The organism is Cellulomonas sp. 73-92, from assembly GCF_001898175.1.
Classification (GTDB): domain Bacteria; phylum Actinomycetota; class Actinomycetes; order Actinomycetales; family Cellulomonadaceae; genus Cellulomonas.
The window spans coordinates 344,655-358,683 of sequence record NZ_MKTH01000014.1; the positions used below are offsets into that span (position 1 = coordinate 344,655).

The following is a 14,029-nucleotide window of genomic DNA, read 5'->3' on the forward strand; positions in this document are numbered from 1 at the left end:
GGCTGCCACTACTGGCCCATGGCGTGCACGCCGCCGTCGACGTGCACGATCTCCCCCGTGGTCGCCGGGAACCAGTCCGACAGGAGCGCGACGACGGCACGCGCGGCGGGCTCCGCCGTCGTCAGGTCCCAGCCGAGGGGGGCGCGGTCCGACCAGCCGGCCTCCATCGTCTCGAAGCCGGGGATCGACTTGGCGGCCGTCGTGCGGATCGGCCCCGCCGAGACGAGGTTGACCCGCACGCCGTGGGGGCCGAGGTCCCGGGCCAGGTAGCGGGCGGTCGACTCGAACGCCGCCTTGGCGACGCCCATCCAGTCGTAGACCGGCCACGCGTACCGCGCGTCGAACGTCAGGCCGACGAGCCCGGAGCCCTGCGTCAGCAACGGCAGCGTGGCCGTGGCCAGGGACTTCAGCGAGTAGGCGGACACGTGCAGCGCCGTCGCGACGTCGGGCCACTCGCCCGCGAGGAAGTTCCCGCCCATGACCGACTGCGGTGCGAAGCCGATGGAGTGCACCACGCCGTCGAGGTGGTCGGCGTGCTCGCGCACGCGCTCGGGCAGCGCCGCGAGGTCCTCGTCGTTCGTCACGTCGAGCTGGACCACGGGCGCCGGCGCGGGCAGCCGGCGGGCGATGACCTCGGTGAGCCGGAGCTGCTTGCCGAAGCTCGTCAGGACGACGTTCGCGCCCTCCTCCTGCGCGAGCCGCGCGGCGTGGAACGCGATCGACGCGTCGGTGAGCACACCGGTGATGAGCAGGGTCTTGCCCTCGAGCAGAGCCATGGGGGTCCTTCCGTGTCCGTCGGCGTGGGGCGCAGCGGCCCGGGTCAGTGGCCCATCCCGAGGCCGCCGTCCACCGGGACGACCGCCCCGGAGATGTAGCCGGCACCGGGCGAGGCGAGGAACTCGACGGCCGCGGCGACCTCGTCGGCGGTCGCGAACCGACCGGCGGGGATCGCCTTGAGGTAGGAGTCACGCAGGTCGTCGGGCAGCGCGCGCGTCATGTCGGTGTCGACGAAGCCTGGCGCCACCACGTTGGCGGTGATCCCCCGGCCGCCCAGCTCACGCGTGATCGACCGCGCCATGCCGACGAGCCCGGCCTTCGACGCGGCGTAGTTCACCTGGCCGGTCTGCCCGTACAGGCCGACGACCGAGGAGATGAGCACGATGCGACCGCGGCGCAGCCGGATCATCGACTTCGAGGCGCGGCGCACCACCCGGAACGAGCCGACGAGGTTGACGTCGAGGACCTCCTCGAAGTCCTCGTCGGACATCCGCATGAGCAGGCCGTCGCGCGTGATCCCGGCGTTGGCGACGAGCACCTCGACGGGGCCGTGCGCCGCCTCGACGGCGGCGAACCCGGCGTCGACCGCCGCGGTGTCACGCACGTCGGCGACGACACCCAGCACCCCGTCCGGCAGCTCGCCGGAGCGGTAGAACGTCGCGACCCGGTCACCCGCCGCCACGAAGCGCTCGGCGATGGCACGGCCGATGCCGCGGGCCGCGCCGGTGACCAGGACGCTGCGGGGTTCGGGAGCAGGCACGGGCTCGACGGTAGCCCACGGTCCCCACCCTCCCGGCGTGGGGCCCCGCACACGATGCCCCCGGCCGGTTGTGGACAGTCCACAAGACCTACGATCGAGGCATGGGCATCGGGCGGCGCACCAGGCGCGGGAAGCCGCAGGTGCAGGCCATCACCTCGGCCCCGGCGTCGCTGGCCGACGACCAGGCCCGCCGCCAGCGGCGATACCTGATCCAGATGGGCGCCCGCGTGGTGTGCTTCATCGGTGCGATCCTCGCCTGGCCCCACGTGCCGATGATCGTCGGCATCCTGCTGGTCGCCGCCGCCGCGGTGCTTCCCTACATCGCCGTCCTCGGTGCGAACGCCGGACGCGAACGGCAGGAGTACGACCCCGAACCCCTGACACGCGAGCTGCCGCCGGCGCCGTCGCACGACGCGCTCGGCCCCTCCGGAGGCCCCCGATGACGCAGAACCCCGCCCCCGACGCCGTCGGAGAGCTCGTCTGCAGCGCGCGGAAGTGCCGCGCCGAGGCGGTCTGGGGCGTGCTCTGGAACAACCCGAAGATCCACACGCCCGAGCGCCGCAAGGTGTGGCTGGCCTGCGGGGCGCACCGCGAGTACCTCGAGGACTACCTCCGGGTCCGCGGCTTCCTGCGCGACGTGGTGCCGGTGGCCCAGCTGGAGCGGGCGGAGGCGTGAGCGCCTCGTCCGCCGCTGTGCGCCGGGCCGCCGTGCTGGTGCTCGTGGCGCTGGCGGTCGCGACGACGTGCACGCTGCTCGGTCGCTGGCAGTGGAACAAGCACGTCACGCGCGACGCGCTCATCGCGACGGTCGAGGCGAACTGGGCCGCCCCACCCGTGCCGCTGGCGTCGCTCGTGGGCGCGCCGGGCGACGAGCCGACCGCGTCCGGCGAGTGGCGCTCGGTCAGCCTCACCGGCCACTACCTCAGCGGCTCGGCGGTCCTGCTGCGCAACCGCCCGGTCAACGGCCAGCCCGCCTACCACGTGCTGGTGCCGTTCCAGGCCGACGGCGGCGGCGTCCTCGTCGTCGACCGCGGCTGGGTTCCCGTCGGCAACGACGCGCAGCGCGGCACGGACGTTCCCACCCCACCGGCCGGCACCGTCGACCTCGTCGCGCGCCTGCGGCTGCCCGAGCCGCCCTCGTCCCGCTCCGCTCCCCCCGGCCAGGTGCAGAACTTCTCGCCCACCCAGGTGCTCGCGGCCGGCAGCGTTCCCCCCGGCACGCCGGCCTACCGCTGGTACGCCGGCCTCGTCTCGGAGACCCCCGCGCCCGCCACGCCGCTGCAGACCCTCGCGACGCCGTCGACCGATCCCGGCCCGTACCTCTCGTACGCGGTGCAGTGGTGGGTGTTCGCCCTCGGCGCCCTGGCGGCCTTCGGCTGGATGGCGCGCCGCGAGATCGTCGACGACCTCGCCGCCGGCGCCCCGGTCGCCGTCCGCGCGGCCCGTGCGGGAGCCGACGACGACGAGTCAGCGCTCGCGCCCGTCGCGGCTGCCACCAGCGTGCCCGAGAGGCCGGCGGCGTCCACCCCGCGCGCCGCTCCCCAGGCCTCCCAGCGCCGCAAGGGTCGCGACGAGCTCGCCGAGGACGCCCTCCTCGACGCGCAGCGTCCCGGCAGCCCGCCCGCATGACCGGTTCCCTGCGACTGGCCGAGCTCTCCGAGGAGGACGCGCGGGCCATCGCGGCCTGGCGGTACCCCGCGCCGTACGTCTGCTACGACTCACCCACCTGGGAGCAGATGGAGCGGGAGGGCTGGGCGATCTGCGACGGCGCGATCCGTCGGACCCAGTTCGGGTCCCTGCGCGCCGACGACGACCCCACGCCGGCCGGAGCGAGGCCCGTCGGCGTGCGGACGGCGTGCCGGTGACGCTCCAGGTCCGCCGGTTCAACGCCCGCGCGATCGCGGCCTACCGGCGGGCGGGCTTCCACATGGTCGGCGACCCGCCGGTCGAGGGCGATCCCCAGGAGCGCCTCACGATGGTGCTCACCGACTGAGCCTGCGAGGCCTTCCGGCAGCGGAGGGCAACTGGGCGGCGACATTGTTGACACGCGGTTGCCCCGACGACGGAGAAGCTGCCGCCGAACGCAGAGGCCGTTGCCTCGCGGAGTCAGGCGAGGGCGACGAGGTCCAGGTAGTCGGCGCCGAAGTAGTCCTCGTCGCCGTCCGGCAGCAGCAGCACGCGGTCCGGGTCGAGGGCCGCCACGGCGCCTTCGTCGTGCGAGACCAGCACCACCGCGCCGGTGAACGAGCGCAGCGCGCCGAGGATCTGCTCGCGCGAGGCCGGGTCGAGGTTGTTCGTCGGCTCGTCGAGCAGCAGCACGTTCGCCGCCGACACGACGAGCACCGCCAGGGCCAGCCTCGTCTTCTCGCCGCCGGAGAGGACCGACGCCGGCTTGTCGGCGTCCTCGCCGGAGAACAGGAACGAGCCGAGCACCGAGCGGACCTGGGTGTCGGTGAGGTCGGGGGCGGCGGTACGCAGGTTCTCGACGACGGTCCGGGTCATGTCCAGCGTCTCGTGCTCCTGGGCGTAGTACCCGAGGCGGAGCCCGTGACCGGCGTTGACGGTGCCCGTGTCAGGCGGCTCGATCCCCGCGAGGATGCGCAGCAGCGTCGTCTTGCCCGCGCCGTTGAGCCCGAGCACGACGACCTTCGAGCCCCGGTCGATCGCCAGCGACACGTCCGTGAACACCTCGAGCGAGCCGTACGACTTCGACAGCTCGGTGGCGGTGAGCGGCGTGCGGCCGCACGGCGCGGGGTCCGGGAACCGCAGGTGCGCGACCTTGTCGGCGGCGCGCACGTCCTCCAGCCCGTGCAGCAGGGCCTCCGCGCGGCGGGCCATGTTCTGCGCCGCGACGGCCTTGGTCGCCTTGGCGCGCATCTTGTCGGCCTGCGCCATGAGCGCGGCGGCCTTCTTCTCGGCGTTGGCGCGCTCCCGGCGCCGGCGCTTCTCGTCGGTCTCGCGCTGCAGCAGGTAGGCGCTCCAGCCGAGGTTGTACTGGTCGATGACGGCGCGGTTGGCGTCCAGGTGGAACACCTTGTTGACCACGGCTTCGAGCAGCCCGACGTCGTGGCTGATGACGATCAGCCCACCCGAGTACACCTTGAGGTAGTCCCGCAGCCACGCGATCGAGTCGGCGTCGAGGTGGTTGGTGGGCTCGTCCAGCAGCAGCGTCTGCGCGCCCGAGAAGAGGATGCGCGCCAGCTCCACCCGCCGGCGCTGGCCGCCGGAGAGCGTGCGCAGGGGCTGCGACAGGACCCGGTCGTCGAGCGCCAGGTTGGCGGTGATCCGGTGGGCCTCGCTCTCGGCGGCGTACCCCCCGGCGGCGGTGAAGCGCGCCTCGAGGCGGCCGTAGCGCTCCATGGCGGCCTCGCGCGTCTCGTCGTCGGCCGACGCCATCGCGCCCTCGGTGTCGCGCATGGCACGGACCACCTCGTCGAGCCCGCGCGCGGACAGCACCCGGTCGAGGGCGAGCGTGTCGAGGTCGCCGGTGCGCGGGTCCTGCGGCAGGTACCCGATGTCGCCCGAGCGCGAGATGAGGCCCGCGCTCGGCTGCGTCTCGCCGGCGAGGGTCTTGGTGAGGGTCGTCTTGCCCGCGCCGTTGCGCCCGACGAGCCCGATGCGGTCGCCGGCGGCGACGCGGAAGCTCGTCTGCTCGAGGAGCAGGCGAGCGCCGACGCGTAGCTCCACGCCCTGGGCGGTGATCACTGGTGGGTTCCTCCGACGACGCCTCACGGGGCTTGGCCCCGGGCACAAACGCCGGTCAGTCTACGGCCCGTTAGCGTGGCCGGACCGGGTGCCGTGTGGACGGCTGCGCGTGCCCGCCCGTCACTGAACCGCTCGGGAGGCGCCGTGTCCAACCGTTTCGTGCGCGACGAGGCCGCCGGCGCCACCGTCGTCGACCCGGCGCAGTCCCCGCCGGCCACGCCGCCGACGACCCGCGGCCGCGCCACGGACCTGGCGCTCGTCGCCGTGATGGCGGGGCTCGTGGCGGTGTGCGCCGTGGCGCCGCCGGTGCCGACGGGCGTCGGCGTGCCCATCACGCTGCAGACGTTCGGGGTGCTGCTCGCCGGGCTCGTGCTGGGCGCGCGGCGCGGCGCCGCGGCGGTCGGGCTGTACGTCCTGGTGGGGCTCGCGGGCGTGCCGGTGCTCGCCGGCGGCACCGGCGGTCCGGGCGTCCTCGCCGGACCGACGGTCGGCTACCTTCTCGGGTTCGTGCCGGCGGCGGCCGTCGCCGGCGCGCTGGCCGGCCTGGCGCGGCGCGTGGCGCCACGGTGGCGCTTCGGCGTGCTGGCGGGCGCGGCACTGATCGCCGGGCTGCTCGTCGTGCACCCGCTGGGGATCGCCGGGCTCGTCGTGCGCGCCGGGCTGCCCGTGCCCGCGGCCCTCGCGGCCGACCTGGTGTTCGTCCCCGGGGACACCGTCAAGGCGCTGGTCGCCGCGGCCGTGGCGGTCGGCGTGCTGCGCGCGTTCCCGGCGCTGCTGCGCGAGCGGTGATCGAGCTCGACGCCGCGGAGGTCACCGCCTGGGCGCCGCCGCCCGGGGGTGGGCGGGACCGGGTGGTGCGCCTGCTCGGCCCGGTGACGGTGAGCCTGGCGGAGCGGCGCGTGGCGGTCGTCGGGGCGAACGGCTCCGGCAAGTCGACGCTGGCGCGCCTCGCAGGCGGCCTCGTGCGGCCCTCGTCGGGCGCCGTGCGCGTGGGCGGCCTGGACACCGCCCGGGAGGCGACGGCCGTGCGGCGCCACGTCGGGTTCCTCTTCACCGACCCGGACGCCCAGCTGCTCATGCCGACGCCGCTCGAGGACGTGGTGCTGTCCCTGCGCCGCACGACGCCGCCCGCGGCGCGCCGGGCCGCGGCGCTGGAGTGGCTGGACCGGTTCGGGCTGGCCGACCGCGCGCACGTGCCGGTGCACGTCCTCTCCGGGGGGCAGAAGCAGCTGCTGGCGCTCGCGTCGGTGCTGGCCGTCGAGCCGTCGGTGCTGATCTGCGACGAGCCGACGACGCTCCTCGACCTGCGCTGGCGCACGGTGGTCGACGAGGTGCTCGCCGGGCTGCCGCAGCAGGTCCTGGTCGTGACGCACGACCTGGAGGCCGCGGCCCGGGCGGAGCGGGTGCTCGTCGTCGATGCGGGCGAGGTGGTCGCCGACGGCCCCCCGGCGGACGCGATCGGCACCTACCGGGAGCTGATGCGTGCCCGCGCGGTGGTCCCGTGACACGGCCCGCGGCGACGGCCGGCAAGCTCGCCGTGCTCGCGGCGTTCTCGCTCGCGGTGGTGCTCGTCCCCGGCATCGTGGCCGGCGGCGCCGGCGCCACGGTCGCCGTGGCAGCGGCCCTCGTGACCGGCGTGCCACGGCGCACCTGGCGTGATGCGGTCGTCTTCGCCGTCCTCGTCGGCGCGGGCCGGGCGTGGTCCGGTGTGCCGTCGGCCGGGGTCGCCGCCGCGCTGGACGTCCTCGCGCTCGTGCTCGCCGGCGCCGTGCTCGTCGCCCGCACCCCGCCCGACGAGCTGCTCGACCTGCTGCCCGCACGCCTCGGCCTCGCGGCTGTGCTCATGCTCCGGTCGATCCCGGCGCTCGCCGCCACGGTGGCGGCGACCCGCGAGGCCGCCCGTGCCCGGGGGTGCGAGCGCGACCCTCGGACGTGGCTCACGCCCGCGGCCATCCGGGCCGTCGCGCGCGCCCACGCCACGGGAGAGGCCCTGGTGGCGCGCGGGCTCGGGGGCGCGTGACCCGGGAGCAGACGAGCCCCGGATCACGTGACGACCCGGGGCTCGCGTGGGGAGGGTAGCGCGATCAGATGTTGAAGCCGATGGCCCGCATCTGCTCGCGGCCCTCCGCCGTGATGCGCTCCGGGCCCCACGGCGGCATCCAGACCCAGTTGATCCGGAACGCGTCGACGATCCCGTCGAGCGCCATCGCGGACTGGTCCTCGATGACGTCCGTCAGCGGGCAGGCCGCCGAGGTCAGCGTCATGTCGATGGTGGCCGTGCTGCCCTCGACCGAGACGCCGTAGACGAGGCCCAGGTCGACGACGTTGATGCCGAGCTCGGGGTCGACGACGTCGCGCAGGGCCTCCTCGACGTCGGCCGCCGTGGCGTGCGAAGGGGACTGCGTGGTGGGTTCGGTGCTCATGGTCATTCCTCCCGGGCGCCGGACAGGATCAGGGCGTCGGACAGGGCGGCCCATCCGAGCAGCGCGCACTTGATGCGCGCCGGGAACTTCGAGGAGCCGGTGAACGCGACCGCGTCGCCGAGGAGGTCCTCGGCGGCCTCGTCGTCCAGGCCGGCCCCGCGCGAGCTCATGAGCTCGTGGAACGTCGCCGACAGCCGGTCGACCGTGGCCAGGTCCTGACCGATGACGAGGTCGTGCAGCACGGAGGCCGAGGCCTGCGAGATCGAGCAGCCCTGGCCCTCCCAGCGCACGTCGTCGACGACGGCCACGCCACCGGCCCGCGAGACGTCCACGCGCAGCGTGATCTCGTCGCCGCAGGTCGGGTTGACCTGGTGCGAGATGCCGCAGCCCGGGTGGGGGGCGACGGCCACCGCCGTGGCGCCCTCGTCGCCCTCGGGCAGCCCCCGCCCGTGCGGGAACTTCGCGTGATCGAGGATCACCTGCTGGTACATCTGGTCCAGAGCGCTCACCGGTCTCCCTCCAGACCGAAGAACGCCCGGACCCCGCTCAGGGCTTCCCGGAAGGCCTCGACCTCGTCGTCCGTCGTGTAGACGCCCGCGCTGGCGCGCGAGGTCGCCGCGATGCCGAACCGGCGGTGCACCGGCTGGGCGCAGTGGTGGCCGACGCGCACCGCCACGCCCTTGTCGTCGAGCACGGCCCCGACGTCGTGCGCGTGCACGCCGTCGACGACGAAGGACACCGTCGCCAGGCGGTCCCGCGCGTCGTGCGGGCCGATGAGCCGCACGCCGGGCACCGAGGCGACGGCCTCCAGCAGCCGGCCGGCGACGTGGTGCTCGTGCGCCGCGACGTTCGCCATGCCGAGCTCGGCGAGGTAGTCGGCGGCGACGCCGAGGGCGACGGCCTGCGCCACCATCTGCGTGCCGGCCTCGAACCGCTGCGGCGGCGGCAGGAAGGTCGTCTCGGTCATCGTGACGATCTCGACCATGGACCCGCCGGTGAGGAACGGGGGCAGCGCCTCGAGCAGCTCGCGCCGCCCGTAGAGCGCCCCGACCCCGGTGGGCCCGTACATCTTGTGGCCGGAGAACGCGGCGAAGTCGACGCCGAGCGCGTGCAGGTCCACCGGCAGGTGCGGCACGGACTGGCACGCGTCGAGCACGACGAGCGCGCCGACCTCGTGGGCGCGCGCGACGAGCGGCTCGACCGGCGTGACGGCGCCCGTGACGTTCGACGCGTGCGTGAAGGCCAGCACCCTCGTCCGCTCGGTGACGACGGTGTCGAGCTCGTCGAGCCGGATCCGTCCCTCGTCGTCCAGACCCAGCCAGCGCAGCGTGGCGCCCGTGCGGAACGCCAGCTCCTGCCACGGCACGAGGTTGGCGTGGTGCTCGGCCTCCGTGACCACGATCTCGTCGCCCGGGCCGAGCGCGAACCGGCGCGCCGCCGCTCCCCCGCGGCCCGCGCTGGCGTTGCCCATCGCGTAGGCGACGAGGTTGATCCCCTCGGTCGCGTTCTTCGCCCAGACCAGCTCGTCCGCGTCGACGCCGACGAACCGCGCGACCTTGCCCCGTGCATCCTCGAAGGCCTCGGTCGCCTCCTCGGCCAGCTGGTGCGCGCCGCGGTGCACGGCGGCGTTGCGCTGGACGTAGAAGTCCTGCTCGGCGTCGATCACCACCTCGGGCTTCTGCGCGGTCGCGCCGGAGTCGAGGTAGACCAGCGGGCGGCCGTCACGCAGCGTGCGGGCCAGCAGCGGGAAGTCCGCGCGCACCGCCGCGAGCTCGGCGCTCGTCAGCCCGTCCGTGGTCACCGACATGGTCCGTGCCTCCGCTCAGGCCTGCGCCGCGGCGAGGAACCGGTCGTAGCCCTCGTCCTCGAGCCGGTCCGCGAGCTCGGGGCCGCCCTCCTCGGCGACGTGGCCGTCGACGAAGACGTGGACGAAGTCCGGCGTGATGTAGCGCAGGATCCGCGTGTAGTGCGTGATGAGCAGCACGCCGACGTCGGTGGTCGACTTCACGCGGTTGACGCCCTCGGACACGATGCGCAGCGCGTCGACGTCGAGGCCGGAGTCGGTCTCGTCGAGGATCGCGAACTTGGGCTTGAGGAGCTCCATCTGCAGGATCTCGTGGCGCTTCTTCTCACCGCCGGAGAAGCCCTCGTTGACGCTCCGCTCCTGGAACTCGGGGTCCATCCGCAGCGCGTCCATCGCCCCGCGGATCTCCTTGACCCAGCCGCGCAGCGGCGGCGCCTGGCCGTCGATGGCCGTCTTGGCGGTGCGCAGGAAGTTCGACACCGACACGCCCGGCACCTCGACCGGGTACTGCATGGCCAGGAACAGGCCGGCACGGGCCCGCTCGTCGACCTTCATCGCCAGCACGTCGACGCCGTCCAGCGTCACCGTGCCGCCGGTCACCTTGTACTTCGGGTGGCCTGCCAGGGAGTAGGCGAGCGTCGACTTGCCGGAGCCGTTGGGGCCCATGATCGCGTGCGTCTCGCCGCTGCCGATCGTCAGGTCGACGCCGTTGAGGATGGGCTTGAGGCCCTCCTTCGTCTCGACGCTGACGCGCAGGTCGCGGATCTCCAGGGTGGACATGTCTCTCCTTGCGAGGGGTCTCAGAGCGGGGCGTCGACGTCGACGAGCACCTGCTCGCCGTCGACCGTCAGGGGGTAGACCGGCACGGGGCGGACGGCCGGCGGGGACAGGGGCTTGCCGGTGCGCAGGTCGAACCGCGAGCCGTGGAGCCAGCACTCGACGGTGCAGCCCTCGATCTCGCCGTCCGACAGCGAGACCTGGCCGTGCGAGCAGATGTCGCTGATCGCGTGCAGCTCGCCGTCCTCGTCGCGCACCACCGCGACCTCGACGAGCCCGCCGTCCGCGGCGTAGAGCTCGACCCGGAGGGCGGCGGCGACCGCCACGTCGTCGGCGAGGCAGGCGACCTGTGCGCTCATGCGATCGCCACCGGGATCGACGCGCCCTCCCGGAACTCGGACATCGACTTCGACAGCTCGGCCTCGATGAGCCCCAGCAGGCGAGCCTCGATCTCGGGCACGCCGATCGCGTGCACCAGGTCGACGAAGAAGCCCCGCACGACGAGCCGGCGCGCCTCGATCTCGGGGATCCCACGGGAGCTGAGGTAGAACAGCTGCTCGTCGTCGAACCGGCCGGTGGCCGACGCGTGGCCCGCGCCCTCGATGAGACCCGTCTCGATCTCCAGGTTGGGGACCGAGTCGGCCCGCGCCCCGTCGGTGAGGACGAGGTTGCGGTTCTGCTCGTACGTGTTGGTGCCCTCGGCGATCGCCCGGATGAGCACGTCGCCGACCCACACGGTGTGCGCGCCCTGGCCCTGCAGCGCCCCCTTGTAGGTGACGCGGGAGCGGCAGCGCGGCGCGTTGTGGTCGATGAAGAGCTGGTGCTCGAGGTGCTGGCCCGCGTCGGCGAAGTACAAGCCGTGCAGGTCGACGCTGGCGCCCTCGTCGGCGAACGTCGCCGCCGTGTTGAGCCGCACCACGTCGCCGCCGAGCGTGACGACCGTGCCGCGCAGGCGCGCGTCGCGACCCAGGCGGGCCACGACCTCCCCGACGTGGACCGTGCCCGCGTCCCACAGCTGGAGCAGGACGAGGTTGAGGCCGGCGTTGTCGCCGACGCTCACCGAGACCAGCTCGGAGTACGTGGCCACGCCGTCGTGCTCGATGACGACGACAGCCTCGGAGTCGGCGCCGACCTCGATGAGCACGTGGCCGCGCGCGTCCTCGCCGGCGCCGGTGAGACGGATCGTCAGCGGCTCGTCGAGCACCGTGCTCGGGGCGATGGTCAGGGCCATCGCGCCGCCGGCGCGCTTGAGCGCCACGGCCGAGGCTCGGTCGCCGGGCGCCTGCACCGTGCGCCTGATGGCGTCGTCGGGCGTGACCTCGCTGATCGTCACGCCCGCCGGCAGGTTCGGGATGCCCCACGCCAGGTGGCCGTCCGCCGGCTCGTCGGCCAGCACGCGGGCGAGCCTGTCCACGGGAGTGAACCGCCACTCCTCCTCGCGGCCGATCGGCAGCGGGAAGTCGTCGGCCACGAACGAGCGCGGGCGCGAGGCCCGCGAGCTCTCCGGCGACGGGCCGACGCCGTGGCTGTGCGCCTGGTCGGCGATCGCACGGGAGTGGTCGGTGGACAGGCTGCCCTTCGACAGCTCGCCAGTCTCGGTCGTCATCAGCCGACGGCACCTTCCATCTGGAGCTCGATGAGGCGGTTGAGCTCGAGCGCGTACTCCATCGGCAGCTCGCGCGCGATGGGCTCGATGAACCCGCGCACGATCATCGCCATGGCCTCCTGCTCGGCCAGCCCGCGGGACATGAGGTAGAACAGCTGGTCCTCGGACACGCGCGAGACCGTCGCCTCGTGACCCATGGTGACGTCGTCCTCGCGGACGTCGACGTACGGGTACGTGTCGGAGCGGGAGATCTGGTCGACCAGCAGCGCGTCGCAGAGCACCGACGACCGGGAGTTCGACGAGCCCTCGAGCACCTGGACCAGGCCGCGGTAGGAGCAGCGGCCACCGCCGCGCGCCACCGACTTGCTGATGATGTGGCTCGACGTGTTCGGCGCGCAGTGGACCATCTTGGAGCCGGTGTCCTGGTGCTGGCCCTCGCCCGCGAACGCGATCGACAGCGTCTCGCCGCTCGCGTGCTCGCCCATGAGGTAGACGGCCGGGTACTTCATCGTCACCTTGGAGCCGATGTTGCCGTCGACCCACTCCATGGTGCCGCCCTCGGCGACGGTCGCGCGCTTGGTGACGAGGTTGTAGACGTTCGTCGACCAGTTCTGGATCGTCGTGTACCGGACGCGGGCGTTCTTCTTGACGATGATCTCGACGACCGCCGAGTGCAGCGAGTCGCTCTGGTAGACGGGCGCAGTGCACCCCTCGACGTAGTGGACGTACGAACCCTCGTCGGCGATGATCAGCGTCCGCTCGAACTGGCCCATGTTCTCGGTGTTGATCCGGAAGTAGGCCTGCAGCGGGATGTCGACGTGGACCCCCGGCGGCACGTACACGAAGGACCCGCCGGACCACACGGACGTGTTGAGCGAGGCGAACTTGTTGTCCCCGGGCGGGATCACCGAGCCGAAGTACTGCTCGAAGATCTCCGGGTACTGCTTGAGGCCGGAGTCGGTGTCGAGGAAGACGACGCCCTGCCGCTCCAGCTCCTCCTGGATCTGGTGGTAGACGACCTCGGACTCGTACTGCGCGGTGACGCCGGCGACGAGCCGCTGCTTCTCCGCCTCGGGGATGCCGAGCCGGTCGTACGTCTTCTTGATGTCGTCCGGGAGGTCCTCCCAGCTGGCCGCCTGCTTCTCCGTCGACCGCACGAAGTACTTGATGTTGTCGAAGTCGATGCCCGAGAGGTCAGCCCCCCACCAGGGCATCGGCTTCTTGTCGAAGAGCCGCAACGCCTTGAGCCGGGTCTTGAGCATCCACTCGGGCTCGCTCTTCAGGGCGGAGATGTTGCGCACGACCTCCTCGGACAGGCCGCGGCGCGCGCTGACGCCGGCGGCGTCCGCGTCGTGCCAGCCGTAGGCATAGGTCCCGATGGAGGCGATCGCCTCGTCCTGGGTGAGCGGCTCGGCGGGTGCACTCATGCCGGCACTCCTTCCGTGGTGGGGGTCTTGACGGTGGAGATCGGGGGAACGGCGGTCGGCACGTTGGTGGTGCAGACGTGACCGCCCGTCGTGAGCGTCGCCAGCCGCTGCACGTGGACGCCGAGCACACGGGCGAACGCCCGGGTCTCGGCCTCGCACAGCTGCGGGTAGGCGGCGGCGACGTCCTGCACCGGGCAGTGGCCCTGGCACACCTGGACGAGCGGCAGGCCCGGCACCGGCCGGACGGAGGCGGCGAAGCCCTCGGCGTCCAGCGCCTCGGCCAGGGCGTCGGCACGCCGGGCCATGTCGTCGCCGGCGGCGGCGACCGCCGGTGCGACCGCCCGCTCGAGGACGCTGATGCGCTCGTCGGCGAACCGCTGGAGGGCGTCGGGGCCCGCGGTTTGCGCCAGGAACGCCAGCGCCTGGTTCGCGACCTCGGCGTACCGGTGGCTCAGCGTGGCCTGCCCGCTCTTGGCGACGACGAAGCGGCGTGCGGGCCGGCCGCGCCGAGCCGGGCCCGTGCGGTGCGCGGCGAGCTCGGTGATGCGCCCCTCCTGCTCGAGGCAGGCGAGGTGCCGACGCACGCCGGCTGCCGTCAGCCGCAGGTCGCGCGCGAGCTGCGCGGCGGTGACAGGGCCGTCGGTCGCGATGAGCTCGAGCACCCGGCGGCGCGTGCCGGCGTCGGGGTCGGCGGGCGAGTCGGCGTGGGCGACGGGAGCGAGCTCGCTCATGGGCCACCTCCGTCGTCAC

Annotated in this window: 19 protein-coding genes; 8 read left to right on the top strand and 11 right to left on the bottom strand. The window is 73.6% G+C overall.

Annotated elements, in window-relative coordinates; genetic code table 11:
* Positions 1-8 precede the first annotated feature (8 nt).
* Together fabI and fabG are read right to left on the bottom strand one after the other, a co-directional pair.
* Positions 9-776, bottom strand: coding sequence for an enoyl-ACP reductase FabI (gene fabI / locus BGO37_RS11885; protein WP_291755122.1), 768 nt, complete (start codon positions 774-776; stop codon positions 9-11).
* A 44-nt stretch (positions 777-820) separates the two neighbouring features.
* A complete protein-coding gene (gene fabG, locus BGO37_RS11890) occupies positions 821-1,537 on the bottom strand; it encodes a 3-oxoacyl-ACP reductase FabG (protein ID WP_291755123.1) in 717 nt (238 codons plus the stop codon).
* A gap of 101 nt (positions 1,538-1,638) precedes the next feature.
* Between fabG and BGO37_RS11895 the strand changes: the two genes are divergently transcribed.
* The 5 genes from BGO37_RS11895 to BGO37_RS11915 are packed head-to-tail and all read left to right on the top strand — an operon-like array spanning position 1,639 to position 3,530.
* Positions 1,639-1,980 carry a DUF3099 domain-containing protein gene (locus BGO37_RS11895; protein WP_291755124.1) on the top strand — a complete coding sequence of 114 codons (342 nt, stop codon included), beginning with the start codon at positions 1,639-1,641 and terminating at the stop codon, positions 1,978-1,980.
* Positions 1,977-2,213, top strand: a complete 237-nt coding sequence (locus BGO37_RS11900; protein ID WP_291755127.1) for a hypothetical protein — start codon at positions 1,977-1,979, stop codon at positions 2,211-2,213. The genes BGO37_RS11895 and BGO37_RS11900 overlap by 4 nt, the downstream gene beginning before the upstream one ends.
* Entirely contained in the window at positions 2,210-3,166 is a 957-nt protein-coding gene (locus BGO37_RS11905) for an SURF1 family protein (RefSeq protein ID WP_291755128.1), read from the top strand. Before BGO37_RS11900 ends, BGO37_RS11905 begins: the two co-directional genes overlap by 4 nt.
* Positions 3,163-3,402, top strand: a complete 240-nt coding sequence (locus BGO37_RS11910; RefSeq protein ID WP_291755130.1) for a hypothetical protein — start codon at positions 3,163-3,165, stop codon at positions 3,400-3,402. The genes BGO37_RS11905 and BGO37_RS11910 overlap by 4 nt, the downstream gene beginning before the upstream one ends.
* Positions 3,399-3,530 carry a hypothetical protein gene (locus tag BGO37_RS11915; protein ID WP_291755132.1) on the top strand — a complete coding sequence of 44 codons (132 nt, stop codon included), beginning with the start codon at positions 3,399-3,401 and terminating at the stop codon, positions 3,528-3,530. The genes BGO37_RS11910 and BGO37_RS11915 overlap by 4 nt, the downstream gene beginning before the upstream one ends.
* A gap of 113 nt (positions 3,531-3,643) precedes the next feature.
* Here the strand turns inward: BGO37_RS11915 and BGO37_RS11920 are convergent, their stop codons facing one another.
* Positions 3,644-5,242 carry an ABC-F family ATP-binding cassette domain-containing protein gene (locus BGO37_RS11920; RefSeq protein ID WP_291755134.1) on the bottom strand — a complete coding sequence of 533 codons (1,599 nt, stop codon included), beginning with the start codon at positions 5,240-5,242 and terminating at the stop codon, positions 3,644-3,646.
* Positions 5,243-5,386: 144 nt separating this feature from the next.
* Between BGO37_RS11920 and BGO37_RS11925 the strand changes: the two genes are divergently transcribed.
* The 3 genes from BGO37_RS11925 to BGO37_RS11935 are packed head-to-tail and all read left to right on the top strand — an operon-like array spanning position 5,387 to position 7,262.
* Positions 5,387-6,031, top strand: coding sequence for a biotin transporter BioY (locus tag BGO37_RS11925; protein WP_291755137.1), 645 nt, complete (start codon positions 5,387-5,389; stop codon positions 6,029-6,031).
* Complete coding sequence (locus BGO37_RS11930) at positions 6,028-6,747, top strand: energy-coupling factor ABC transporter ATP-binding protein (protein WP_291755138.1); 720 nt, start codon at positions 6,028-6,030, stop codon at positions 6,745-6,747. The genes BGO37_RS11925 and BGO37_RS11930 overlap by 4 nt, the downstream gene beginning before the upstream one ends.
* The gene (locus BGO37_RS11935) at positions 6,744-7,262 is read left to right on the top strand and encodes a CbiQ family ECF transporter T component (RefSeq protein ID WP_291755141.1); all 519 of its coding nucleotides are present in this window, start codon (positions 6,744-6,746) and stop codon (positions 7,260-7,262) included. The genes BGO37_RS11930 and BGO37_RS11935 overlap by 4 nt, the downstream gene beginning before the upstream one ends.
* A gap of 64 nt (positions 7,263-7,326) precedes the next feature.
* Here the strand turns inward: BGO37_RS11935 and BGO37_RS11940 are convergent, their stop codons facing one another.
* The 8 genes from BGO37_RS11940 to BGO37_RS11975 are packed head-to-tail and all read right to left on the bottom strand — an operon-like array spanning position 7,327 to position 14,010.
* On the bottom strand, positions 7,327-7,665 hold the full coding sequence (locus BGO37_RS11940) for a metal-sulfur cluster assembly factor (protein WP_291755143.1): 339 nt from the start codon (positions 7,663-7,665) through the stop codon (positions 7,327-7,329).
* 2 nt (positions 7,666-7,667) lie between these two features.
* The gene (sufU, locus tag BGO37_RS11945) at positions 7,668-8,156 is read right to left on the bottom strand and encodes a Fe-S cluster assembly sulfur transfer protein SufU (RefSeq protein ID WP_367188107.1); all 489 of its coding nucleotides are present in this window, start codon (positions 8,154-8,156) and stop codon (positions 7,668-7,670) included.
* A 14-nt stretch (positions 8,157-8,170) separates the two neighbouring features.
* Positions 8,171-9,472 (bottom strand): cysteine desulfurase, encoded by a 1,302-nt coding sequence (locus tag BGO37_RS11950; RefSeq protein ID WP_291755148.1) that lies wholly within the window; start codon positions 9,470-9,472, stop codon positions 8,171-8,173.
* 15 nt (positions 9,473-9,487) lie between these two features.
* The gene (sufC, locus tag BGO37_RS11955) at positions 9,488-10,249 is read right to left on the bottom strand and encodes a Fe-S cluster assembly ATPase SufC (protein WP_291755151.1); all 762 of its coding nucleotides are present in this window, start codon (positions 10,247-10,249) and stop codon (positions 9,488-9,490) included.
* Between the two features lie 20 nt (positions 10,250-10,269).
* Positions 10,270-10,605 carry a non-heme iron oxygenase ferredoxin subunit gene (locus tag BGO37_RS11960; RefSeq protein ID WP_291755154.1) on the bottom strand — a complete coding sequence of 112 codons (336 nt, stop codon included), beginning with the start codon at positions 10,603-10,605 and terminating at the stop codon, positions 10,270-10,272.
* Positions 10,602-11,852 (bottom strand): Fe-S cluster assembly protein SufD, encoded by a 1,251-nt coding sequence (gene sufD, locus BGO37_RS11965; protein ID WP_291755156.1) that lies wholly within the window; start codon positions 11,850-11,852, stop codon positions 10,602-10,604. The genes BGO37_RS11960 and sufD overlap by 4 nt, the downstream gene beginning before the upstream one ends.
* A complete protein-coding gene (sufB, locus tag BGO37_RS11970) occupies positions 11,852-13,279 on the bottom strand; it encodes a Fe-S cluster assembly protein SufB (RefSeq protein ID WP_291755158.1) in 1,428 nt (475 codons plus the stop codon). Before sufB ends, sufD begins: the two co-directional genes overlap by 1 nt.
* Positions 13,276-14,010 carry a helix-turn-helix domain-containing protein gene (locus BGO37_RS11975; protein ID WP_291755161.1) on the bottom strand — a complete coding sequence of 245 codons (735 nt, stop codon included), beginning with the start codon at positions 14,008-14,010 and terminating at the stop codon, positions 13,276-13,278. Before BGO37_RS11975 ends, sufB begins: the two co-directional genes overlap by 4 nt.
* Positions 14,011-14,029: the final 19 nt, after the last annotated feature.

What these genes read in the sequence shown, in the direction of transcription:
- BGO37_RS11910 (WP_291755130.1), top strand. Translation starts at nt 3,163, where the DNA reads ATGACCGGTTCCCTGCGACTGGCCGAGCTCTCCGAGGAGGACGCGCGG.
- fabI (WP_291755122.1), bottom strand. Translation starts at nt 776, where the DNA reads ATGGCTCTGCTCGAGGGCAAGACCCTGCTCATCACCGGTGTGCTCACC.
- BGO37_RS11975 (WP_291755161.1), bottom strand. Translation starts at nt 14,010, where the DNA reads ATGAGCGAGCTCGCTCCCGTCGCCCACGCCGACTCGCCCGCCGACCCC.
- BGO37_RS11895 (WP_291755124.1), top strand. Translation starts at nt 1,639, where the DNA reads ATGGGCATCGGGCGGCGCACCAGGCGCGGGAAGCCGCAGGTGCAGGCC.
- BGO37_RS11900 (WP_291755127.1), top strand. Translation starts at nt 1,977, where the DNA reads ATGACGCAGAACCCCGCCCCCGACGCCGTCGGAGAGCTCGTCTGCAGC.
- sufD (WP_291755156.1), bottom strand. Translation starts at nt 11,852, where the DNA reads ATGACGACCGAGACTGGCGAGCTGTCGAAGGGCAGCCTGTCCACCGAC.
- sufB (WP_291755158.1), bottom strand. Translation starts at nt 13,279, where the DNA reads ATGAGTGCACCCGCCGAGCCGCTCACCCAGGACGAGGCGATCGCCTCC.
- BGO37_RS11960 (WP_291755154.1), bottom strand. Translation starts at nt 10,605, where the DNA reads ATGAGCGCACAGGTCGCCTGCCTCGCCGACGACGTGGCGGTCGCCGCC.
- sufU (WP_367188107.1), bottom strand. Translation starts at nt 8,156, where the DNA reads ATGTACCAGCAGGTGATCCTCGATCACGCGAAGTTCCCGCACGGGCGG.
- BGO37_RS11950 (WP_291755148.1), bottom strand. Translation starts at nt 9,472, where the DNA reads ATGTCGGTGACCACGGACGGGCTGACGAGCGCCGAGCTCGCGGCGGTG.
- BGO37_RS11940 (WP_291755143.1), bottom strand. Translation starts at nt 7,665, where the DNA reads ATGAGCACCGAACCCACCACGCAGTCCCCTTCGCACGCCACGGCGGCC.
- sufC (WP_291755151.1), bottom strand. Translation starts at nt 10,249, where the DNA reads ATGTCCACCCTGGAGATCCGCGACCTGCGCGTCAGCGTCGAGACGAAG.